Origin of the sequence: Rhizobium laguerreae, assembly GCF_019778565.1 — a bacterium.
Classification (GTDB): Bacteria; Pseudomonadota; Alphaproteobacteria; order Rhizobiales; family Rhizobiaceae; genus Rhizobium; species Rhizobium laguerreae.
Genome location: NZ_JAAXQT010000010.1, coordinates 33,447 through 55,899, shown reverse-complemented (window position 1 = coordinate 55,899; position 22,453 = coordinate 33,447). Strand labels below are relative to the sequence as shown.

At 59.6% G+C, this 22,453-nt stretch carries 19 protein-coding genes and 2 pseudogenes; 15 read left to right on the top strand and 6 right to left on the bottom strand.

Translation table 11 applies throughout. From position 1 onward, the window contains the following. Positions 1 to 82 precede the first annotated feature (82 nt). The 4 genes from arfA to HFO71_RS27005 form a co-directional block, all read right to left on the bottom strand. On the bottom strand, positions 83 to 1,591 hold the full coding sequence (arfA, locus tag HFO71_RS27020; RefSeq protein WP_132614838.1) for an arabinosylfuranosidase ArfA: 1,509 nt from the start codon (positions 1,589 to 1,591) through the stop codon (positions 83 to 85). Between the two features lie 210 nt (positions 1,592 to 1,801). Next, entirely contained in the window at positions 1,802 to 2,725 is a 924-nt protein-coding gene (locus HFO71_RS27015; protein ID WP_026158376.1) for an ArsR/SmtB family transcription factor, read from the bottom strand. Between the two features lie 117 nt (positions 2,726 to 2,842). Next, entirely contained in the window at positions 2,843 to 3,262 is a 420-nt protein-coding gene (locus tag HFO71_RS27010) for a type II toxin-antitoxin system VapC family toxin (RefSeq protein ID WP_206988756.1), read from the bottom strand. Further along, complete coding sequence (locus HFO71_RS27005; protein WP_077980279.1) at positions 3,259 to 3,507, bottom strand: FitA-like ribbon-helix-helix domain-containing protein; 249 nt, start codon at positions 3,505 to 3,507, stop codon at positions 3,259 to 3,261. The genes HFO71_RS27010 and HFO71_RS27005 overlap by 4 nt, the downstream gene beginning before the upstream one ends. An 87-nt stretch (positions 3,508 to 3,594) precedes the next feature. Between HFO71_RS27005 and HFO71_RS27000 the strand changes: the two are divergent. Next, a pseudogene (locus HFO71_RS27000) lies at positions 3,595 to 3,776 on the top strand (acid phosphatase); the annotation flags it as partial. A 48-nt stretch (positions 3,777 to 3,824) separates the two neighbouring features. Here HFO71_RS27000 and HFO71_RS26995 read toward each other — a convergent pair. Next, complete coding sequence (locus HFO71_RS26995) at positions 3,825 to 4,583, bottom strand: IclR family transcriptional regulator (protein WP_221988629.1); 759 nt, start codon at positions 4,581 to 4,583, stop codon at positions 3,825 to 3,827. A 337-nt stretch (positions 4,584 to 4,920) separates the two neighbouring features. Between HFO71_RS26995 and HFO71_RS26990 the strand changes: the two genes are divergently transcribed. From HFO71_RS26990 to HFO71_RS26950, 9 genes and pseudogenes are all read left to right on the top strand, one after another. Then, a complete protein-coding gene (locus HFO71_RS26990; RefSeq protein WP_221988627.1) occupies positions 4,921 to 7,995 on the top strand; it encodes an ATP-binding protein in 3,075 nt (1,024 codons plus the stop codon). A 25-nt stretch (positions 7,996 to 8,020) separates the two neighbouring features. After that, positions 8,021 to 9,199: a YcaO-like family protein gene (locus tag HFO71_RS26985; protein ID WP_221988743.1), complete on the top strand. Its 1,179-nt coding sequence runs from the start codon at positions 8,021 to 8,023 to the stop codon at positions 9,197 to 9,199. Positions 9,200 to 9,208: 9 nt separating this feature from the next. Continuing rightward, positions 9,209 to 9,952, top strand: coding sequence for a TfuA-like protein (locus tag HFO71_RS26980; RefSeq protein WP_221988626.1), 744 nt, complete (start codon positions 9,209 to 9,211; stop codon positions 9,950 to 9,952). A gap of 44 nt (positions 9,953 to 9,996) precedes the next feature. Next, positions 9,997 to 11,181: a gluzincin family metallopeptidase gene (locus tag HFO71_RS26975; RefSeq protein WP_168286824.1), complete on the top strand. Its 1,185-nt coding sequence runs from the start codon at positions 9,997 to 9,999 to the stop codon at positions 11,179 to 11,181. Positions 11,182 to 11,423: 242 nt separating this feature from the next. After that, positions 11,424 to 11,732 (top strand): annotated as a pseudogene (locus tag HFO71_RS26970) (hypothetical protein); the annotation flags it as partial. Between the two features lie 237 nt (positions 11,733 to 11,969). After that, positions 11,970 to 12,677, top strand: a complete 708-nt coding sequence (locus HFO71_RS26965; RefSeq protein ID WP_221988624.1) for a 3-oxoacid CoA-transferase subunit A — start codon at positions 11,970 to 11,972, stop codon at positions 12,675 to 12,677. Beyond that, positions 12,674 to 13,378: a CoA transferase subunit B gene (locus HFO71_RS26960; RefSeq protein WP_168286826.1), complete on the top strand. Its 705-nt coding sequence runs from the start codon at positions 12,674 to 12,676 to the stop codon at positions 13,376 to 13,378. Before HFO71_RS26965 ends, HFO71_RS26960 begins: the two co-directional genes overlap by 4 nt. 9 nt (positions 13,379 to 13,387) lie before the next feature. Further along, positions 13,388 to 14,593, top strand: a complete 1,206-nt coding sequence (gene pcaF, locus HFO71_RS26955; protein WP_025397831.1) for a 3-oxoadipyl-CoA thiolase — start codon at positions 13,388 to 13,390, stop codon at positions 14,591 to 14,593. A 70-nt stretch (positions 14,594 to 14,663) separates the two neighbouring features. Further along, complete coding sequence (locus tag HFO71_RS26950; RefSeq protein WP_206988765.1) at positions 14,664 to 15,146, top strand: GNAT family N-acetyltransferase; 483 nt, start codon at positions 14,664 to 14,666, stop codon at positions 15,144 to 15,146. Here HFO71_RS26950 and HFO71_RS26945 read toward each other — a convergent pair whose 3' ends face one another. Beyond that, entirely contained in the window at positions 15,147 to 16,055 is a 909-nt protein-coding gene (locus tag HFO71_RS26945; protein WP_206988767.1) for a LysR family transcriptional regulator, read from the bottom strand. A gap of 244 nt (positions 16,056 to 16,299) precedes the next feature. Here HFO71_RS26945 and HFO71_RS26940 point away from each other — a divergent pair, with 244 nt between their 5' ends. From HFO71_RS26940 to HFO71_RS26920, 5 genes are all read left to right on the top strand, one after another. Beyond that, positions 16,300 to 17,592, top strand: coding sequence for an ABC transporter substrate-binding protein (locus HFO71_RS26940; RefSeq protein ID WP_206988769.1), 1,293 nt, complete (start codon positions 16,300 to 16,302; stop codon positions 17,590 to 17,592). A 2-nt stretch (positions 17,593 to 17,594) separates the two neighbouring features. After that, positions 17,595 to 18,557 (top strand): carbohydrate ABC transporter permease, encoded by a 963-nt coding sequence (locus HFO71_RS26935; protein ID WP_206988771.1) that lies wholly within the window; start codon positions 17,595 to 17,597, stop codon positions 18,555 to 18,557. Then, positions 18,554 to 19,411: a carbohydrate ABC transporter permease gene (locus HFO71_RS26930; protein WP_221988622.1), complete on the top strand. Its 858-nt coding sequence runs from the start codon at positions 18,554 to 18,556 to the stop codon at positions 19,409 to 19,411. Before HFO71_RS26935 ends, HFO71_RS26930 begins: the two co-directional genes overlap by 4 nt. A 38-nt stretch (positions 19,412 to 19,449) precedes the next feature. Then, the gene (locus HFO71_RS26925; RefSeq protein ID WP_206988775.1) at positions 19,450 to 20,943 is read left to right on the top strand and encodes a sulfatase; all 1,494 of its coding nucleotides are present in this window, start codon (positions 19,450 to 19,452) and stop codon (positions 20,941 to 20,943) included. A gap of 175 nt (positions 20,944 to 21,118) precedes the next feature. Beyond that, a complete protein-coding gene (locus HFO71_RS26920; protein WP_221988620.1) occupies positions 21,119 to 22,333 on the top strand; it encodes an MFS transporter in 1,215 nt (404 codons plus the stop codon). Positions 22,334 to 22,453 lie beyond the last annotated feature (120 nt).

The following is a 22,453-nucleotide window of genomic DNA, read 5'->3' as shown; positions in this document are numbered from 1 at the left end:
CCCTCCGGCTCCCTGCCTCCTCGCAGCGAGCCGAATATCTTCAGCCGGGGCGTGCCCCAAATGGGCTACCCGGCGGCAGCTGTCAAACCGACAGCCGGATGACGTTGTAGGAGAACGGTTTCAACGCCGCCCGCAGCCGTCCATCCTCGATCTTTCCACTCTCGACATCAACGGGGGCGACCGTCTGCGGCCGCGCTGCCGTGTTGACGGCTTCCAGGTCCCCGTGGGTCATTTCCACCTGCTCGACCACCCGGGCGCTTCCGAAGCCTTCCAGCCGCACATCGAGATCGAGCGCCGTGCTCGGATGGCGGTTGACGGCAAAGAAGGTCAGCGTCTTGCCGTCCTCGGAATGGACTGCCGATACGTCGAGATAGGGGACGTCGTTCTCCTCGTCGCTGTCATAGGTCGGGCCATCGACGACCAGCTGGAGCGCCGTTCCACGGCCATATCTGGAGGCGTAATAGAACGGGTAATAGATGGTCTGGCGCCACGCCGCACCGCCGTCCTCGGTCATGATCGGGGCGATGACGTTGACGAGCTGCGCGATGCAGGCGATGCGCACCCGGTCGGAGCGGCGGATGAAGGTGTTCAAGATGCCGCCGACCTGCAGCACGTCCTCGAAATTATAGATATCTTCCAGGAGATGCGGGGCATCCGGCCACTCGTCGCGCGCCAGGATCTCCTTGTCCTGCTGGTTGGAATGATACCAGACATTCCATTCGTCGAAGGAAATGCCGATCGTCTTCTTCGAGCGTTTTTTTGCCTTGATGTAGTCGATCACGCCGCCGATCGTGGTGATGTAACGGTCGAGCTTTGTCGCGCGGGCGAGATAGTTGAGCGTATTTTTCTCACGGTTGGCAAAATACATATGCAGCGAGATATGGTCGGCGCTGTCATAGCACTGCTCGAGAACCTGGGCTTCCCATTCGGGATAGGTCTTCATGTCGGAATTGGACGAGCCGCAGACCACGAGCTCGAGCGACTTGTCGAAGCCGCGCATGGCCTTCGCCGTCTCGTCCGCCAGCCGGCCATATTCATAGGCCGACTTGTGGCCGACCTGCCAAGGACCATCCATCTCGTTGCCGAGGCACCACAATTTGACATCGTGCGGATTGGACCAGCCGTGCTTGCGGCGCAGATCAGACCAGTAGGTGCCGCCGGGATGATTGCAATATTCGAGGAAATTGCGGGCGGCATCCAGGCCGCGTGACCCGAGATTGACGGCAAGCATCGGCTTGGTATTCGCCTTCTTGCACCAGTCGACGAATTCGTTGACGCCGATCTGATTGGCTTCACGGGTGCGCCAGGCAAGGTCGAGGCGAACCGGGCGCTCGGCACGCGGGCCGACGCCGTCTTCCCAATTATAGGCCGAGACGAAATTGCCGCCCGGATAACGGCAGTAGGGCGTGTCGAGCTCACGCACCAGATCGAGGACATCGCGGCGGAATCCGTCCTCGTCGGCGGTCGGGTGACCGGGCTCATAGATGCCCCCGTAGATCGCCCTGCCGAGATGCTCGAGAAATGAACTGTAAAGCCTGGAATCGATGGTCGCGATGCGGAAATCGCGGTGAACCACAACGTTCGTCTTCAACGGATCCTCCCGTTTATATATCAGGTATTTTGTTTTCTTGCCTCTAACTTGATATCAGGAATGTTGTTCTGTCAACCAAGTTGCGAATTTAATCATACTAATATGGATTTCAGAGAAAATTGTGTTGTTTCAGTTGCTTGGGAGACTTTATCGGCAGCCGAAACTGGAAAGAATCGTGATATTTAAATCAAGATTTCCGATTTTGATTTTTCAGACGTGAAGTCGCATGATGATGTCGCGCCCGTGATTTCCGAAGCCGCGGCCGAAAATATTCACGCCGCCGGTATGGCCGGCATTCTCGGCGATGCCGACCCGGAGCCGGATGGAAGAGTGCTGGGCAAGCGCGAGATCGCTGAGCGTGACATTCGAGGCGGCGACGCCGTCGATGAAGGTGCCGCGCGTCGAGATCCGCCAGGTCTTCATCATCCCATATTGCGAGCCTTCGAGCTTCCACCAGGCCGGCGTGAAGGCGCCGCGCTTGTCGCCGTAGTCGCCAGGGGACGTCCAGGTTCCGATCGCCATTCCATTGACCCAGAGCGTTATATCGGAAGGCCAGTCCGGATTGGTGCCCGGCACTTCCGACGACAGCTCCAGCGAAAACTCGATGGCGCGGATATCCTTGTTCAACACCTTGGCATTGTTGGGGAATTTATATTCCACATAGCCCCTGCCGAACCAGACGAGCCCGGCCTGCATGCGCTGCGGGTCGAGAAAGTAGTCAGGCACATCGAGAGGACCGATGACGCTCTCGGTCGAGCAGAGACCACAAGGGGCATGGACGTCACAGCTGGTATATAGCCCGACCGGCATCTCGACTTCGATGATATTGTTGGCCCTCTGGGCGGCACTTTCCTCGAAGCTGATCAGAATTTCGCTGTAGATCGCCGAGCAGATCTTCTGGTTTCCCTTGCGCGCCTTCGTCAGCTGGGAATCGACAAGCCGGGCGTCTTCCAAAATCTGGATCCCGGTAGCGACAGTCGATTGAGGAAGAGAAAGGGCACGCGCGATATCGTTGATATTCATCGGCCCTTTGGCGCAAAGCAGCTTAAGCATCTCCAGCCGCGCAGGTGCCGAAAGCGCCCGTATCGCATCGTTATTCTCGCCGGCGGCAATCGTCAAAAACGAGCGTTCCATCGTTCCCCCAGTATTTCCGATGAAATGATGTATATCGGAAATTATGATACATCAAGTGGAATGATTAGGTCGAGCGTGCCTGACCTGGACGGTTTAGAATTCTGCGATGCGAGGGTGTTAGTGGTCCGTCCACGGATTGATGATCTGCAAGCCTATTCCTTCGAAATCGGACAAATTGCGCGTTGCGAGTGAAGCGCCGCGCGAAATGGCGATGGCTGCGATCTGCGCATCGAACTGCCTGATCGGCCTGCCAGCCTTGCGGCGATCGGTAATGATGGCATAGACGTCTGCCGCGTCACGATCGAATGGCAGGACACGGCCACTCATGTCTTCATTGAATATCGGCAGGACTGCCGCCTCGAGATCACTCCGACGCCGTCCGTGAGGAAGGAGACGCAAGCCATATAGAATTTCCGCTTCGGTAATCGCGGTCGTGAATACCGATAGTGGATGTTGTGCCCCGAGCCATTCGATTACACCCACATTCGGCGCCGGCGTGAGCAGTTCCGAAATGACGTTGGTATCGAGGACGATCACGCGTCAAAGTCCGGCGCGTCCCGGATCGGCTGCCGGGGCGAAATTTCGAGCTCCACCCCTCCGACCGATTGCAAGCGGGCGCGAATGGTATCGGCAAGATTGCTCGCCACCGGCTCGGTAGTCGCAAGTGCCATACGCTGAATATCGCGTGCTTCGTCTTCCATTGACCGGCCATGCGTGTCGGCGCGAACACGCAGCCGCTGCTTCAAAGCATCATCGAGATTGCGGATCGTCATGCTGGCCATCATTGCCTCCATTCATCAATGACAGCATATAAATCACTGATTGCATATTCTCAAGCAACGGTCGCGAGATGCGTTTCCGTCCTCAGCAACCGCATTCCGGCCTTCATCATCTCGCCCTTCGCCAAGGGCGGCATGGTCGATCATCCGCTTCATCACCGCGCTACGATCTGGCGGTGCTGCCCGGCGTCATCGCCCGCGACAAGGCGCTGCGCAATAACGACCGGCCGCCAATGGGCGACCTGACGGCCGCGCTCGACCTGTCGCATTGACCGATTACGATCGGCCCCGGCTCTGACCGGGGCCGCTCCGCAACGAAGTCACCGCCTCAGCAGCGGCCGCAACGCTGCCTGTGTTTCCTTCAGCAGAGGCAGATAGCGTTCCTTCATTTCCGCGGCGGGAACGAGGGCGGCCGGCGCGCCGATATTGATCGCCGCGACCGTTTCGCCGCGGTCGTTGTCGACAGACACGGCAATGGAGCAGAGGCCGATTTCCAGCTCCTGATCGATGATGGCGTAACCCTCAGTGCGGACACGGCGGAATTCGGCGATCAGCTCGTCCGGCTCGGTCTTGGTATTCGGCGTGTTTTGCTTCAACTCACTGCGGGCGAGAATCGTGCGTGCCTCGCTCTCTGGAAGGGCAGCGAGCAGCACGCGGCCCATCGAGGCGCAGTAGGCGGGCAGGCGGCTGCCGGGGGTGAGATTGATCGACATGACGCGGCGTTGCGAGGCGCGGGCGATATAGACGATGTCGGTGCCGTCGAGCACCGAGGCCGAGGCGCTCTGGCCGGCCCTTTCCGAGAGTTGATCGAGATGCGGCTGCAACAGCGCCGGCAGCGGCGTCGCCGAGAGATAGGCATGGCCAAGACGCAGGATTTTCGGCGTCAGCGTGAAGAACTTGCCGTCATAATCGGCATATCCAAGCTCGGCGAGCGTCAGCAGCGAGCGGCGCGCGGTGGCGCGGTCAAGCTCCGTCAGCTTCGAGGCCTCGGCAATCGAAAGCCGCTGCCGCGTTTCACCGAAAGCTTCGATCACCTTCAGGCCGCGGGCAAAGCCGCTGACAAAATCCGTTTCGCGCATGGGTCGGGTTATTGATGCTCTTTTGGTTTGGCGCTTGCGCAGTTTTCTAACGACAGTTTCTCTGCGTCACTTGGAACCGATCCTTATTTGATTTGGACATTTTGCGCCAATAGATTTGGCCTAGCTAGAGCCAGTGCTCATCAGAGCGATGGCGCAGTCAGCCAGACACCGCAGGTGTCATATCGGCGCGTTGAATGTTCGTAGCGGGGGTTACAGCTGCAGCGTTGACGATTTCGTTGGAAACACCTCCCACATTCCCAGCCGACAACCCGGATAAGCCGTGATATGATCGCCCGAAATAGCGTGATTATCGATACTCGGAAGGCAGGAGCCGCTTATGAGTCGCGACACGCCAATCGATAAGCAGGGGCGATCCACAGACGTTTCGAGTGACGATAGCCGTTCTTCCCAACATGGCGGCGAGCGGCGGGTCGTGACTGCATTGTGCTATGACCTGATCGGCTCCACCAATCTCTTCAATCTGATGGATATTGAGGACTATCAGGATATGATCGCCGCCTTCCAGCAAGCGGCGCGGCAAGCGATTACGACAAATTCCGGTGTCGTCCGCGTCGAAGCCGGGGACGGTGGAGTTGCGCTTTTCCCGATCGAGCTTGGACCGAGGGATGCCGCGTCAGCTGCGATCCGTGCCGGCCTTGAAATCGTGAAAGCCTGTCAGCGCCTTGCGCATGAACTTGTTCGAGACGATCTGCGCGTGCGCGTGGGTGTCGCGACATCGGTCGCCCTGATCCGGGATGCGCAGCTGCAGAACTGGATACATGAGCCGGTCACGGGCGCGGCACTTGCGCTTGCTACACGGCTCGAGGCCGCCGCTGAAGCCGACAGCGTGCTGGTTTCAGAAGAGACCCGGAACCTCGCCGGCCGCTCACACGCCTTCGTTCCGGAAGGCACACGCATGTTGAAAGGCTTCTCCGAGCCTGAAAATGTCTGGAGAGCAATCGGCCACAGACGGGAGCTCGACCGCTTCCACGCCTTCGGAAGGCTGGACGGCACGTTCGTTGGCCGCGTCGCGGAGCTTGACCGAATAGAGAAGACCTGGGACGCAGCCGTCGGAGGCAAGGGCCAGGTCCTTGCGATCACAGGCCAGGCTGGCATCGGCAAGTCGCGGTTGTTACGGCAAGCCCGGCGCATGATCCATGCGCAGCCGGCCCGATCGCTGTTCTTTCAATGCCTGCCGGGAGGGTTTCGCTCGACGCTTCACCCGCTGGTGAATAGTTTTTCCCAGCGCCGTTCCGATGCTGCGGATGGCGGGCGGCTGACGGTCGACGCGGTCGCCGCCCAGTTCGCGCGCCATGGTGTCGAAGATCCGCAAGTGATTGGCATATTTTCCCATTTGCTCGGCGCGGATGGGCGCAATGAAGCTTTTTCCGACAGCTCCCCCAAGGCAATCCAGAAAAGCGCACGGCAGGCGCTGTCAAAAGTGTTGAGCGTCATATGCGGACAAACACCGCTGGTCATTGCAGTGGAGGACATTCATTGGATCGACCCTACGTCCGAGTACCTGCTTCGCGAAGCGGCGCGGCTCGTGCCGACGCTTCCCGCACTGCTGATCGTCACCAGCCGAGAGAACCGCCATGCCAGCCTATTCGATGAGGGCGAACCAGAACATATTTCGCTCGGCCCGCTCGACCATGACGAAACGCGGCTGGCGATCGCCGCGCGATGGCCAAACCATCGCCAGGAGGCGTTGCCGCAGCTGCTTGAAGTGAGCGAACGCATATCCGGCGGCGTACCGCTTTTCATCGAGGAAATATGCCAATGGGCATTCGAATCTGCTGCCGAAGATGCAATGAGCGTGCCGCCAAATGCGTCCCGTAATCATGTTTCCGCCTTCGAGGGGATCTTGAATTCGCGGCTCGAGAATTTGGGTTCCGCCAGGGATGTAGCGCGCGCCGGGGCCGTCGCAGGGGATCGTTTTACCGTTTCGCTGCTCCGCCCACTGTTGCCGGAAGCGAGCAGGAAATCTCTCCTGCATGCTGCTGAAACTCTATGCGAGAGTGGATTTTTGACCCGCGTGCGTGCCCATGGCGGCATCGCCTACGGCTTTCGCCACGCTTTGATCCAGGAGACGATTTACAACGGTCTGCTGAAAACGCAACGCCGGCTTCTCCACCGACGCCTCTTCATGGCCGCGAACGGCAATCGCGCCATCGCGGGTTGGCTGGATACGGGTGCGCTTGCCGAGCATGCAGAGGCTGCCGGCCTTCCGGAGCATGCGGTTTTGTCGTTCATGAGGGCCGGAAAGGAGCACGCCAGCCGATCGGCAATGGTGGAGGCGCGCCACCATCTCGAACGAGCCCTAGCGCTTTGCGAGACTATGCCCAAAGGTGTTTCCGATGAGTTGCACCTTTCGGTGTTGACGGTGCTCGGACCGCTGCTGACGGCAACGGTCGGACCCAATTCGACACCGGCGCGAATCCTTTACGAAAAAGGCGTCGAGATCGCGCGCCGTCAGCCGAAGGAAGATCAGCCCAAGTGGTTTCCACTCTATTGGGGCTGGTGGTTGACCGGGCAAAACTTCATGGAGATGCACAGCCGCGCCCGTAAAGTCCAGGCGATGCTCTCCGGAATCGCCGATCGCGAAATCGAACTGCAGGTCAACCATTCGATCTGGGCAATCGAGTTCAATGTCGGAAGGCAGGGGGAGGCCCAAAAGGCGATACGAGCGGGGCTTGCTCTCTACGACGATGAGGCAGCGAAGGCGAGCCGCAATGTCTTTGGTGGCCATGATGCCAAGGTTTGTGGTCTCGGACAGCTTGCGCTGTCGCTCTGGCTGACGGGGCAGACCGAAGAATCCAGCAAGGCACTTGCAGACATGGTCGCTTTTGTGGATCGGATCGAGCATATGCCGAGCAAGTCGCACTCGCTGGATACCGAGGCGGTATCGGCGTTCTATCGCAACGACCATGCACGCCTGATCGAGATTTCGGGCAGGATGGGCGATTTTGCGAAAAAGCACGAACTGCAATCCTTATCGGCACTCGCGATGCTCTTTCGCGGATGGGCGACTGCGCACATTGAAAACCTATCCAGCGGCCACGAAATCTTCCGCGCAGGCTTGGCGCTTCTGAGAGAGCTCGGAACCGTCGCCGATCTGCCGATCTACCTCTACATGCATGCGACCATGCTCGGCCAGGCGCGGAAGTACCAAACAGCGATCGAGGTCGCCACCGAAGCTATCCGGGAGGCGAATGCGACAGGCCATGGTTATTGGTTGGCCGAGCTTCACCGCCGTCGCGCATTGCTGCTGTCGTGCGCCAAGGTAGAAGAGCCGGCTCTCCTGCCGGATCTGAGGACTGCGATCGTCATTGCGCAAGAGCAAGGTGCGGTTGCCTTGCTGCACCGGTCGCAACGATCGGCGAAGGAGCTTGGCCTTGCTGGCGAGCTCTGAAATTTCTTCCGAAGACGGGAGGGAAATGCTCTCGGCATTTTATGCCGACATCATGAACGGAAACATGTCTCTCGTATCGCCGGAACCGGACCCTCGGGACGCCGAGGCCTATTTCCGCTCCCTGCTGCCGCTTTGCCGCCGAGCCCGGATCACACGCGTCGCCGATCTGACCGGCCTTGATCGAATCGGATTTCCGGTCGTTCAGGCCATACGACCGGCCGCATTGTCGGAAGTCACCTCGCTCGGCCGTGGAATGTCCATGGCGTCTGCCGCGATCGGAGCGGTCATGGAATCGTTCGAGCGCCTTTACGCCGAGGCAATCCCCGCGTCCCGCGTCTTCCTATCGACTGCAGAAAGGCTAGAGGTTGGCGCTGGTTCCTTCGATGATTTCTGCCTTGCTGATTCCCGCACGAATTGGCGTGAACGCGAGATCGACTGGATCATGGGTGTTGATATGGCAACCGGCGCTACTGCGCCCATCCCGTTTGAGCTTGTGCACACGATCTATACCGATCCGCCCCCACGCCATGATGGCGTTTTTCTGCGCACCACGGCTGGCCTCGCATGCCATCGGTCAGATTTTGGCGCGTTGCGGCATGGGTTGCTGGAATGCATAGAGCGGGATGCGATTGCCCGGGCATTCAAAACCCACGGCTTCATGGATCGGATGAGACTGCCCTTATCGGAATTGGGCACAGCAGTTCAGGATGTTCTCTCGCACGTGGCCAAACTCGGAATATCGGCTGCCTTCTGGTACGCCCTTTCGCCGACACGTATTCCGGTCGTCTGGTGCCAGACGATTGAAGCCGGCAAAGGCGAACCCGTATTGGCTCTCCCGACGGAGGGTTATTGTGCCGGTCTCGATCTTCATAAAGCGGCGTTCGGTGCGTTACTTGAAGCGCTGGCCGCCCGAGCCGGAGCAATATCTGGCGCGCGAGACGACCAGACGCGGAAACACTATGCGAGGCCAAGCAGCGCTATGCTTGCCGATGCCCGCGATCTCATTCTTGATGAATGTGCTCCATCGATCGATTTTGTGGGCGTTTTGCCCGCGGTTGCCGGCCTTGCCGATCTCCTGGAAAGGATCATTTCTGCCGGTCTAGGCCCCGTTCTCGCCGTTCCAGTCGCGTCCGAGAACAACCCTCACATTCATTGCGTGCGAACGGTACTTGCGGGCATGCGCCCTTTTACAGTCGAGCGGTGAGGGTCCGGGATGGATCAGAAAACGAACGGTCCAATACTCGTTTTTCTCGGTCCGACCCTCCGCTTGCCGGACGCGCAACGCACTCTTGACGCCATCTACCTGCAGCCCGTTTCGCAGGGAGACATCATTCTTGCCGCCCACGCATTTCGCCCGAAAGCGATGGTCTTGATCGATGGTCTTTTCGAGGACAGGCCGGCGGTGCGTCACAAGGAAATTCTCTGGGCGCTATCCCAGGGTATCGTGATGATCGGGGCTGCAAGCATGGGCGCGCTCCGGGCCGCCGAACTGCATCCATTCGGAATGATCGGTGTCGGTCTCATCTATCGATGGTACAGGCGTTGGCCGCTGACAGCGGAAGATGCAGTCGCGGTCGAATGCGGTCCCGCGGAACTCGGCTTCACGGCTTTGACCGAAGCACTGGTGGACCTGCAGCGCACCTTTACCGCGCTCTTTCGACGTGGCCTGATTGCGAAATCCGAAATGGATGCAGGTATCGCCGCAGCTCGACGGCTTAATTTTCGTGAGCGGTCAGTTCGAAAGGTGCTCGACGCAGCACAATGGCCAGCGGAAAGATCGGTCTTGCTACGCAGCCATCTGATCGCACAGAAGAAAGCCGATGCGCGCCTTGCCCTACGGTTGGCGCCAGGCTTGTCGAAACACAAGCCTGCGAGGTTGTCTTTTACGGTAACCAATACCTTCCTGCGCGATCTTGAAGCTGGATCTATTGACATCAATTTAATTAGCAAGTACTAATTTAAGTTGTTGCCATATAACTCATCTAACTGAGTAGTTGAGCTATGGAATTGTCTCCTGACATATCACTTAGAAAGTCTGAGCCCAGTCTTGGGACTCGATTCTGGATATTTCCTCAGCCGCCCTTTATCTTTGGATATGAGCAGCCAGATCGCGTCTTGCTGTCGATATTGCCTGACGAGATCGGTGATGGACCTAGCGACATGTCGATGTATGTCGCGGATCCGCTGTTCGACAAGGAGCCTTATCGTTTTGGTGGGTTACCTCCATACCGTGGTCCCCAACGACGGCCGGTTCGGTCAGGCCCGGATCGCCACTTTGATAGCCTCGACCCGAGATCGCGGGATTATCTGGGCGCCCATGCCTTTGCTTGCATTCATTTCGTTCTTGATGTCTGGCGCAATTATCTCGCACGACCAATGCATTGGTTCTTCTCTGATTTCTATCCGCGGCTTGAAATTGTCCCCCTTGTTCGGTGGAAGAACGCGCAAGCGGGCTTTGGTTTCATCGAACTCGGTTACTCGGAAGTGGGTGACGAGCAATCGCCCTATGCGCTGAATTTCGACACGATCGCCCATGAGATCGGTCATCTCATCACGCTCTCGCAAACGGGGCTTCCCGATACTCTTTCTCGTGAGGCAGATTTCTTTCCATTCTCCGAAGCCATGTCGGACAGCATATCCTTGATCTCGTTCCTGCATTTCGATTCCGCCATTGACCGCCTGCTGCGCAGGACAAAGGGGAACCTCCTTCTCTATAACGAGCTCAACCGCTTTGCCGAGACAAGCCCGGAGACGCAGATCCGCCTTGCGACCAACTTCCGACGCATGTCGGAAGTCACAAGCGAGGTTCATGACCGATCCTTGCCCTTCCTCGGTGCGATCTTCGATGCGATCGTTGAACTCTACCATCGGGAGTTGGTTGCCAGCGGCTGCGCCGATCACCGTCTTCTCTCCGTCGATCTTCGCGATCTGACGCTGGATGAGTTAGATTGGTTCCGGCAATCGACGGCGGCGGCCTTTCGGGACCGACCGCTCTTCTTCAAGCTGGCCCTGACCAAGGCAAGGGATTCAGTGGGAAGGGCGATCGGCGGAGCACTTCATAGCTTGGATCCAGACACGATGCGGCTTAGGGACGCCGCGCGGGCTATCATCTCGGCGGCGGATGTAGCGACTGCCGCACAATTAGAGGAAAACTTTGCATGGCGTGAAATTATCGGCTCGAGGTGAGCCAGAAAAGGAGAGGGGAAATGAGTTGCTGCTCTGAGACTCCGTTCATTGGCACAGGTAAAGTGCCATTCAATCCCAGCGAGGTCCGTCTCTATGGGCGAAATGAATTTTGTCAGCCCGGCACAGACGCTCATCCGACTCAAGGGGCTCAAGTAAAGCCAACCGAGGATAGCGGTTCGGACAAAATTAAGCTCAAGGTGGGCAACTGTTACATTCTGATTGATCCTGGCAGGGTCCAGATGGTCAGCATTGGCGTGATCTATGGTTATGCCTATGAGGGCCATTGCTACAAGCTGCCGAAGCCGCGGATCATGTATCTCCCGGTCAAGGCCACAGAGATATCCCGCGACGACTGCGGATGCGATTGCGGCTATTCGCGGGCGCTCGGCTATTCAGTCTGGTCATTGGACAAGCTCGAACGAGTGATCGCGCTCGACGTCCGCTCCGACGACATCAAAACGCTGATCCTTGACGAAAACCTGCCTGGCAACCGTTCGCCGCTTGCCTATGCGCAGACGCAATCGCTGGCGCCGCAACGGCTTCGTGATTGAATCCATGGCAATGCTCGGATTGGGGCCGAGATGGGCCTCAATCCTTCCGATACTAGCGGCACAACAAACAGCATACCTGTCAATCTTGATCTGGGACTTAAAGGCCAGCCCGTGCGGTATATGAACAAAAATCAAATAACGCACAAATTTCTTGCGGTCACGTCCGCCGCGCCTTATGCCTGACGCTGGAGGACGGGATCAGCTTCCCGGCCGCTTCTAGCCAAGGAGAGATCCCGCATGGACAAGACAGTCGGGAGCACGGCGGAAGCCGTCTCTGAGATCGGTGATGGCGCGACCGTGATGATCGGTGGTTTTGGCGGCTCGGGCGCACCGATCGAGCTCATTCATGCCCTGATCGACAAGGGCCCCAAAAACCTCACCGTGATCAACAACAATGCCGGCAACGGGCGCATCGGCATCGGTGCGATGATCGATGCCGGCATGGTCAGAAAGATGATCTGCTCTTTCCCGCGTTCGTCGGACCCTCGCGCCTTCACGGATAAATATCTGGCCGGCGAAATCGAGCTCGAACTGGTGCCGCAGGGAACGCTTGCCGAGCGCATCCGCGCCGGCGGGGCCGGCATCCCGGCTTTCTACACGCCGACCGCCTATGGCACCGAGCTTGCCGAGGGCAAGGTCATTGCCGAATTCGACGGCCGCCATTATGTCCAGGAGCGCTGGCTGAAGGCCGACTTCGCGATCGTGAAGGCTGCGATCGGCGATATTCAGGGCAATCTCACCTACAACAAGGCCGGCCGCAACTTCAATCCGCTGATGTGCATGGCGGCGGCGAAGACCATCGTCCAGGTCTCATCCATCGTACCGGCCGGCGGCATCGATCCCGAGCAGGTGGTGACGCCAGGCATCTTCGTCGACCGCGTCGTCGCTGTCCCCAATCCCCAGCAGGAAGAAGAGCTTATTCGAGCCGGAGTGGCCTACGTATGACCATCGATATCAGCCCCATCAACACCCGGGAAGACATCAAGCTTTCCAATGCGCAGATCGCCTGGCGCGCCGCGCAGGACATTGCCGACGGCGCCTATGTGAACCTCGGAATCGGTTTTCCCGAAATGGTCGCCCGCTATCAGCCGCCCGGCCGTCAGGCGATCTTCCACACCGAAAACGGCATCCTGAATTTCGGCGAGCCGCCGGCGGCAGGGGAAGAGGACTGGGACCTGATCAACGCCGGCAAGAAAGCGGTGACGCTGAAGCCGGGTGCTGCCTTCTTCCATCACGCCGACAGCTTCGCCATGGTGCGCGGCGGCCATCTCGACGTCGCGATCCTCGGCGCCTATCAGGTTGCCCAGAGCGGCGACCTTGCGAACTGGCGGGTTGGCAGCAAGGGCGTGCCGGCCGTCGGCGGCGCCATGGACCTGGTGCACGGCGCCAAGCAGGTCTGCGTCATCACCGAGCACGTCACCAAGACAGGCGAGCCCAAGCTGGTGGAGAAATGCACCTTCCCGCTGACCGGCGTCGCCTGCATCACCCGCGTTTATACCAGCCATGCCGTCATCGACATCGTCAAGGGACGTTTCGTCCTGCGCGAGAAGCTGGCCGCGATGTCGCAGGAGGAATTGCAGGCGATGACCGGCGCGCCGCTGCATGTCGAGGGCCCGGTTGCCGACCTTGTTGTCCCCAAACTCTGAGGAAAAGCCATGACCGAAGCCTTTATCTGCGACTATGTCAGAACGCCGATCGGCCGCTTCGCCGGCTCGCTGTCCCAGGTGCGGGCCGACGATCTCGGCGCAATTCCGCTGAAGGCGCTGATGCAACGAAATGCCGCCGTCGATTGGGACGCTGTCGATGACGTCATCTTCGGCTGCGCCAACCAGGCGGGCGAGGACAACCGCAATGTCGCGCGCATGTCTGCTCTGCTAGCCGGCCTGCCGATCGCGGTTCCCGGCACGACGATCAACCGGCTCTGCGGCTCCGGCATGGATGCGGTGATCACGGCGGCGCGCGCCATCCGCTCCGGCGAGGCCGAGCTGATGATCGCTGGCGGCGTCGAGAGCATGTCGCGGGCGCCCTTCGTCATGCCGAAGGCCGAGACGGCCTTTTCACGGGCGGCTGAAATCCATGACACGACGATCGGCTGGCGCTTCGTCAACCCATTGATGAAGAAGCAGTACGGCGTCGATTCCATGCCGGAGACCGGCGAGAATGTCGCCGAAGACTACCATGTCAGCCGCGAAGACCAGGATGCCTTCGCAGTGCGAAGCCAGGCGAAGGCGGCTGCCGCCCAGGCGAACGGACGGCTGGCGAAGGAGATCACCCCGGTGACCATTCCGCAGCGCAAAGGGGATGCTGTTATCGTCGACAAGGACGAGCATCCGCGGGCGACGACGATCGAAACGCTGGCGAAACTCGCGACACCTTTCAAGAAGGAAGGCGGTACGGTGACGGCAGGCAATGCCTCCGGCGTCAATGACGGCGCGGCGGCGCTGATCGTCGCTTCGGAAGCGGCGGCGCGGAAATACGGCCTGACGCCGATCGCCCGCATCCTCGGCGGCGCGGCTGCCGCGGTTCCGCCAAGAGTGATGGGTGTCGGGCCGATCCCGGCCTCGCGCAAGCTGATGGCACGGCTCGGTATGACCGCGGATCAGTTCGACGTGATCGAACTCAACGAAGCCTTTGCCAGCCAGGGGCTGGCGGTGCTGCGCGCGCTCGGAATCGCCGATGATGATGCGCGGGTGAACCGCAATGGCGGCGCGATCGCACTCGGCCATCCGCTTGGCATGTCGGGTGCACGCATCACCGGCACGGCAGCGCTCGAGCTTCTGCAGACCGGCGGACAATATTCGCTGTCCACCATGTGCATCGGCGTCGGGCAGGGGATTGCGATAGCGCTTGAAAGGGTTTGAGGTCGGGGCGCTTTTTGCCGGAGGCTGCCGACCCGTTGCGCCGGGCGCCCGGTTTCGTTAGAGATCGGCCATGCTGATCCGACCCGCAGACAAGAACGATCGAAGCGCCATCTGGAGGATCATCGGTCCGACGATCCGCGCCGGCGAAACCTATGCGCTCGATCGCGATCTGAGCGAAGCCCATGCGCTGGCTTACTGGATGGGACCGGACCGCGAGACTTTCGTCGCCGAAGAGGACGGCGCGGTCCTCGGCACATATTACATCAAGGCCAATCAGGCAGGCGGCGGCCGGCATGTCTGCAACTGCGGCTACATGACCGATGCTGCCGCGAGTGGCCGTGGCGTCGCCCGGCTGATGCATGAGCATTCCCTGGACCATGCCCGCTTGCGGGGCTTTCGGGCAATGCAGTTCAATTTCGTCGTCAGCAGCAACGAACGCGCGGTGGCGCTGTGGCAATCTCTCGGCTTCGATATCGTCGGCCGGCTTCCTGGCGTCTTCCTTCATCCGACGCGAGGTTATGTCGACGCGTTGGTGATGTTTCGCACGCTTTGATCACGCGGTTTCCGCGAGCGAGAATTCAGGTAGCTCCAACAACGGCATCGAACCACGCACCAAACGCAGGAAGTCGCGGACCGGAGATTTTTCGAGCGCACGCGGAAAATAGATCGCGCCCGATTCCTGTACCCGGCCGTGGTCCTGGAACATCACGGGTTTGATCCCGAACCCACCGAACAATTTCTCGAAGCCGCTGGAGGCGGCCATCACCAGCGGCGAACCCTGCATGATCAACAGAGCCTGCAACATGGAATCTACGCGTACCGCAAAGTCCCGGGTCTGACGCTCGAGTTGACCAGGTCCTTCATCGTCTCCGTAGCCGGGGCTGATCCAGCGCTGACGCAGAAGATCATCAAGGGTGACAGCCGCCGCTTTGGCCAGGTGGTGATCCTTATCGCAGTAGATGTAGGTCGCCTGCCTTACCAGCGTTTCGAACTCGACCTGCATGACGGCTTCATATTTGTAGGAGAGCGTTCCGAAGACGAGATCGTAGACGCCATGGCGCATCCCCTCGAAACGCGTTCCGTCATCGGCTATCTCGACATGAACGACGACACCCGGATGCGTCCGGCTGAAGGCTTTTATGATCCCCGGCAATATGACAAGCCCCCAAAGGTCGCCGGTGGCCACCCGAATGACGGCCTTGGCGCGGCCCTGAAGATGTTCGATCTCTTCTTTCGCTTCATCGAGCGCCGGCAATATCCGCACCGCCCGGCTATAGAGGGCTGAACCGTAAACACTCAATTCGACGCCGGCTCCGGTCCTGTTGAACAGCGGAACGCCATAGCTGTCTTCGAGTTGCCGGATCGCCCGGGAAAGCGCCGGCTGCGAGATATTCAGCTTCTTGGCGGCACGCGAGATCGATCGCTGGTTTGCCACTTCGACGAATTGACGTAGCTCCCGCATCCGTCTCTCTCCCTATGCGAATTATGCATAACATATAGCATGTTTGCATTTGACCTCAGCGCCATCTGCGCCACATTGTACACAACAATAGTAGACTAATTCGGGCGTGCCAAGTGCTGCGAAAGCCCTTCATTGCGTGGAGTTTCGTACCCCGAGCACGTTCTCGACGGATGTTCGACACAGAAGAATAAGCCTTCGACAAGGAAATCGGGGCGCGGGATGGGGATAGAAGGAGGAGGAACCGATGTTTAAAAATGGCATAGGCCGGCCGCTGATTTTCGCCGTGACGACGGCGGCGTCGATGATCTTTGCGATCGTTCCATCGGCGGCGCAGGAAAAGGTCCAGCTGACGTTTCGTCAATTCGATCCTCCGACCGAAATTCAAGGCCTGATTGCCGCCGTCGACGCCTGGAACTCCGGTCATCCCGATGTCCAGGTCAAATTGGAGACGATGTCGGGCGGTGATACGCTTGCCCAGTTGGCGCGCGAAATTCCTGCCGGTGCGGGACCGGATGTTCAGCAGCTGGCTTTCGTGTGGACGCGTGATCTGGCGCGATCGAAGCTGCTTCTCGATCTCAGTCCTCTCATCCAATCGAAGGCGCCGGGAGCCGGCACCGACGATTTTCTGGCTCTCGACCTCGCCACCCTCGACGGCAAAATCTTCGGCCTGCCATGGACGGCAGATACATTCTCAATGGCCTATCGCCCAGATCTCCTGCAGGCAACAGGTGTCTCAAGCTTTCCGGATAGCTGGGACGATCTTGCGGCAGCTGCCAAGAAATTGACCACCGAAGGTGGCGAAACTGAACAATACGGTTTCTGCTTCCCCGCGGGCAGCGCACCCGACAGCGGCATGTGGACGCTTGTGAATTATTACCTCTGGAGCAACGGCTCGACCCTGGTCACGGAGGAAAGCCCGGGGAAATGGAAGGTGTCGGTGACGCCGGAGCAACTGGCGGCGGCGATGAACTATTTCAACCAGTTTTTCGTGAACGGAACGGCGCCGGAAAATCTCATCACCGTAAATGCGTGGGGCGATCCCGAACTGATCGGCGGGCTCGGCCGAGGCGATTGCGCGATCACTTTCTTTCCGCCGCAAACCTTCAGGGCCGCCCAGAAACAATCGGACAAGCCGCTGCTGACGGCACCGATCCCGAAAGGGACGGCAAAGCGCATCTCCCATCTTGGCGGACGTGCGCTGGGCGTCAATCCCAACACCAAGCATCAGAAGGAGGCCTGGGAGTTTGTCAAATATCTGGTCGGCCCCGAGACCTTCAAAACCTATAACCAATATCCCTCGCAGAAGTCGCTGCTTTCACAGCTCCAGTTTCCGCCGGCCGAGCAGGGCTATGTGACGATGCTTCCATTGGCGCAGACCTTCGAGCGCTACATCTCTTCCCCGATCAAGGTGTCGAGCATGACAGCCCTCATCAATCGTGAGTTCGGCGCCGTATTCTCCGGGCAGCGCAATCCTGATGAGGCTGCGGATGTCATCATCAGGGAGCTCAACGACTTGCTCGCCCGCGGCAAGGGCTGACCATGTCTGTTTCCGCAAACCCGGACGGCGCGCTGGCCAAGCGCGCCGAAAGACGAGGATCATTCCGGAGTTGGCACTTCGAGCCTTATGGCCTGGTCATGCCGGCGATGCTCATCCTGGCAATCTTTTTCGCCGGCCCGGCATTCTACAATATCGCGCTCAGCTTTCAGGACCTCAGCCTTTTCGATCTGGGAAAGGAGGGTCGGTGGGTCGGTTTTGCCAACTTTGCCACCGTCCTCAAGGATGAAGGAATTGCCGGCGCGTTGTTCAACACGGCTTTCCTGCTGACATTCGTGACGGTCGTCATTCGATTGGCACTCGGACTTGCGCTGGCGATCCTTCTCAACGCCGAGGTCTTTGCCAGATGGCGCATCGGCTGGCTCGTCCGGTCGCTGGTCCTTGTCCCATTCGTAACGCCGCCGGTCGTCGCCGTCGCCGCCTGGAAGTGGCTGCTTGACCCGCGCTATGGCGCGGTCAACCAGTTTCTCCTGTCGACTGGGCTCATCGACAGGGGAATTCCGTTCCTTTCCAGGACGTCGACGGTCTGGGGCGCGGTCGAAACCATGTTGATCTGGCGCGAGCTCCCTTTCGTCATCATCACCTTCCTCGCGGCGCTGCAGTCGATTCCGAGGGAACTCAGGGAGGCCGCCCGCATCGACGGCGCGTCGGAGTTTCAGATCCATTTGCGCATCATCCTGCCGATGCTGAAGCCGGTGATCGCGGTCGTCGCGCTGCTGACGACGATCTGGACCTTCAACAATTTCGTCTATGTCTGGCTCGCCACCCGAGGAGGGCCGGGCGACTACACACAGGTTCTGGCCACGAAGATGTACACGGTCTCGTTTGTCGACTATCGCGTCGGCGAGGGTGCCGCCATCGGCGTTCTGATGAGCCTGATGATGTTCGCCTTCGCGCTCATCTACCTCGGGGTTCTCTCCCGCGGGAAACGAGGAGCTTCGTCATGAATGTTTCAATGACGCATCGAGCACGGCATATCAGGTTCGCCAGGGACCTGATCACCGTCATTCTGGGTCTCGGCCTGCTGCTGATTTTAGCATTCCCATTCATTTGGGTGGTGCTGATTTCCTTCCGCCCGGACAACGAAATCTTCACCCGGACGTTTCACCTGTTCACCAGCGTCACCCTGGAAAACTACTACACGCTCCTTCAGAACTCGCCGTTCCCGAACTACCTCAGAAACAGCCTCGTCGTCTGCACGATCTCGACTGTTGCCGCCGTTACCATCTCGCTGATCACCGCCTATGGCTTTTCGCGCAACCGCGATTTCCGCGGCCGCGGCCTATTGCTGATCCTGGTGATCTGCACGCAGCTGTTTCCCTACGTGATCCTGATCACGCCGCTGTACTCGATGTTTTTCGCCGTGGGCTTGATCAACAATCCGCTGAGCCTGGTTCTGTCCTATACAGCGATGAACCTGCCATTCGCCATCTATCTGCTTCTCGGCTATCTCGACACGATTCCCCAGGATCTCGACGAGGCAGCCAAGCTCGACGGCGCCTCCACGATCCAGATCATCTTCAAGGTCATTCTGCCGATCGCCTGGCCGGGTGTGGTGACGGTCGCGGTCAACGCCTTCGTGTCGGCGTGGGATGAATTTCTGTTTGCCCTGACACTGATGACAGCGGACGAAAACAAGACCGTGCCGGTCGGGCTTGCCGGCTTCTTCGGCGAATACACCACCCAATGGAATCTGGTGATGACGGCATCGGTGATATCGACGCTGCCCACGCTTGTCCTTTTCATGCTGCTTCAGCGAAAGCTCGTCTCCGATCTCGCGGCCGGTGCGGTGAAGCTGTAGCGGTGTGAAAGCCTCGAACGAACATCGAAGGTCCTTCCATGAACATCATCCTCGTGCTTATCGACAGCGTTAACCGCAATGCTCTTTCGGCCTATGGCGGAACCGAGTTCGCGACGCCCAATCTCCAGTCTTTCGCCAAAAAGGCCTGGCGTTTCGACAATCACTTCGTCGGCAGCCTGCCCTGCATGCCGGCGCGACGTGAAATCTTCGCCGGCTTCAGCGGCATGCAATGGCGCCCTTGGGGACCGCTCGAACCCTTCGACCTACGCCTGCCGAAACTTCTGGAGATTGCGGGTTACACAACCGCGATCGTCACCGATCACTATCACTACTGGGAGGAGTCGGCGAACGGCTACATCCAGAGCTTCCAGGGTGCGGAATTCATTCGAGGGCACGAGCTGGATTTCTGGGAGCCGCTCGTGCCGGAGGCGGATCTGCCGCAATGGGCGCACAATATTGAGAAATGGCGCCCGGGCTATGGTCATCGCTACTTTTCCAATGTCGCGAACTTCAAGGATGAGGCCGATTTCTTTCCTGCCAAGGTGATGACATCAGCGAGCGAATGGCTCGCCAAGCCGAAGACTGGAAAGCCGTTCTTCCTGCAGGTCGAGTCCTTCGACGTGCATGAACCCTTCGATGTGCCGGAGCCCTATGCATCGATGTACGGCGACGGTGCGGCACGCGACCGCTTCACGCTGTGGCCGCCATATCAGGATGCGGCACGCCAGGCGGAGTTCATGAGCCAGGCGAGCCCCGAGGAACTGGCTTTCGTTCGCTCGCAATATGGCGCCAAGCTGACGATGACGGACCGGTGGCTGGGCAAGCTGTTCACCACCCTGGACGAACTCCAGCTCTGGGACGACACGGCCATTATCGTGACCACCGATCACGGACATGATCTCGGCGAACGCGGCGGCTATGGCAAGCAATTCCCGCATTTCGACAGCCACGCGAACATCCCGCTGCTCGTCTGGCACCCCGCCTTCCAGGCCAATGGCGGCGCGATTCAAAATCTGACGTCGACCGTCGACCTCTTCGCGTCGATCCTGGCGATCGCCGGCGTCGAGCCGCCACGAAAGACGCACTCGCATTCATTTCTGCCGCTTCTCAAGGAAGATACCAGCAACACGCGGAACGCCGTCATTTACGGCACATTCGGGCAAGGCATCTGCTGCACCGATGGCGAATGGACGCTGATCCAGCCGCCGGATCGCGACAAGCCGCTTTACGCCTACTCGACCATGGTGCCGACCACTATCGAGCCGCAGGACAAGCCGGTCGATCATGGGCGCTACATTCCCGGTATCGACATGCCGCAATGGAAAATTCCCATCACTCCCGACGGCCCCGGTGACCGGCGGAACCTCGACAGCCAGCCGCTGCTATTTAATCGACGCAATGATCCAGGCCAAAAGCACGACCTCTGGCAAGACCGGCCCGAAGAGCGGGAACGAATGCTGCGTCTTATGCGGCAAGTCATCGAACGGTACGGTGCACCGGCCGAGCTGTTTCAGAGACTGGGGTTGGACTAGTTTCGAGCATCAGAGCGCATTGCCGATAGGGCCATTGCCGATTCGACACTTAAAAAAGATGTGAATGCGCTGTCGAATCCGCCGCGGCCCAAACGTCTTGAGATCGCAGGCGCGAAATGCGGTAGGTTTGTCGCATGCGTCGCGGTCACTCTGTCGGCATGGAGGTTATGAAGCCATGAGTGTTTCCTATCGTTGGGTCATCGTCGCTGCGGGCGCATTGATGACATGCGTTGCGCTCGGCGCGATGTTCTCGTTGGCGATCTTTCAGGAGCCGATTGCAACGGCGACCGGCTGGTCGCGTGTCGGTATCGCGAGCGCGATGACGCTGAATTTCATCGTCATGGGTTTCGGCGGCTTCTTCTGGGGGGCGGCAAGCGACCGCTTCGGCCCGCGCGTGGTCGTGCTGATAGGGTCCGTGCTGCTCGGCCTGGCGCTGGTGCTGGCGAGCCGGGCCGAAACTCTGCTGCAGTTCCAACTGACCTACGGCATCCTCGTCGGGCTGGCCGCCAGCACGTTTTTCGCGCCGATGATTGCGGCGACGACCGCCTGGTTCGATGAAAATCGCGGCCTTGCGGTGTCGCTGGTCTCGGCCGGCATGGGCGTTGCCCCGATGACCATCTCACCCTTCGCGCGTTGGCTGATCTCGGCCTATGAATGGCGGCCGGCCATGCTGATCATCGGCATTGCCGCCTGGGTGCTGCTGGTGCCGGCCGCGCTGCTGGTCAGGCGCCCGCCAACGGAGACCACTGACACCGGAAACGCGTTCGCCATCGACGGCGCGCGGCCGCAACTGTCGAAAGTCTTCCGGTCGCCGCAATTCATCGTGCTTGGCCTGACCTTCTTTGCCTGCTGTGCGGCGCATTCCGGGCCGATCTTCCACATGGTGAGCTATGCGACGATCTGCGGCGTAGCACCGATGGCGGCCGTCAGCATCTACAGCGTCGAGGGTCTGGCGGGATTGGGCGGCCGGCTGCTCTATGGCAGCCTTGCCGACAAGATCGGGGTGAAGCCGGTGCTGGTCGCCGGCCTGCTGGTGCAGGCAGTCGCGCTCGCGACCTATCTCTTCGTCAGCCAGCTCGGCGAATTCTACGCACTCGCCATCGTCTTCGGCAGCGCCTATGGCGGCGTGATGCCGCTCTATGCGGTGCTGGCGCGGGAATATTTCGGCCAGCGCATCATTGGTACCGTCTTGGGCGCAGCGACGATGCTATCCAGCCTCGGCATGGCGTTCGGCCCTCTGATCGGCGGCTGGATTTTCGACACTTTCGCCAATTATTCCTGGCTGTTCATCGGCTCCGCGATGGTCGGGCTGGGGGCCGCGGCGATAGCGCTGGCATTCCCGCCTCTCGCCCGCCAGAAACCACAGCCGGCCTTCGGCGTGGCGCCATAACGAGCGCCTTGCCAATCCTCACAGGCGATATCGAGAGTGGACGTCGGCGAACGCCCACTCAAGGTTTTCGCATCGTCGCGACTCTTGCCGCCAAATCGCCAACACCGCAGGCGGCACATT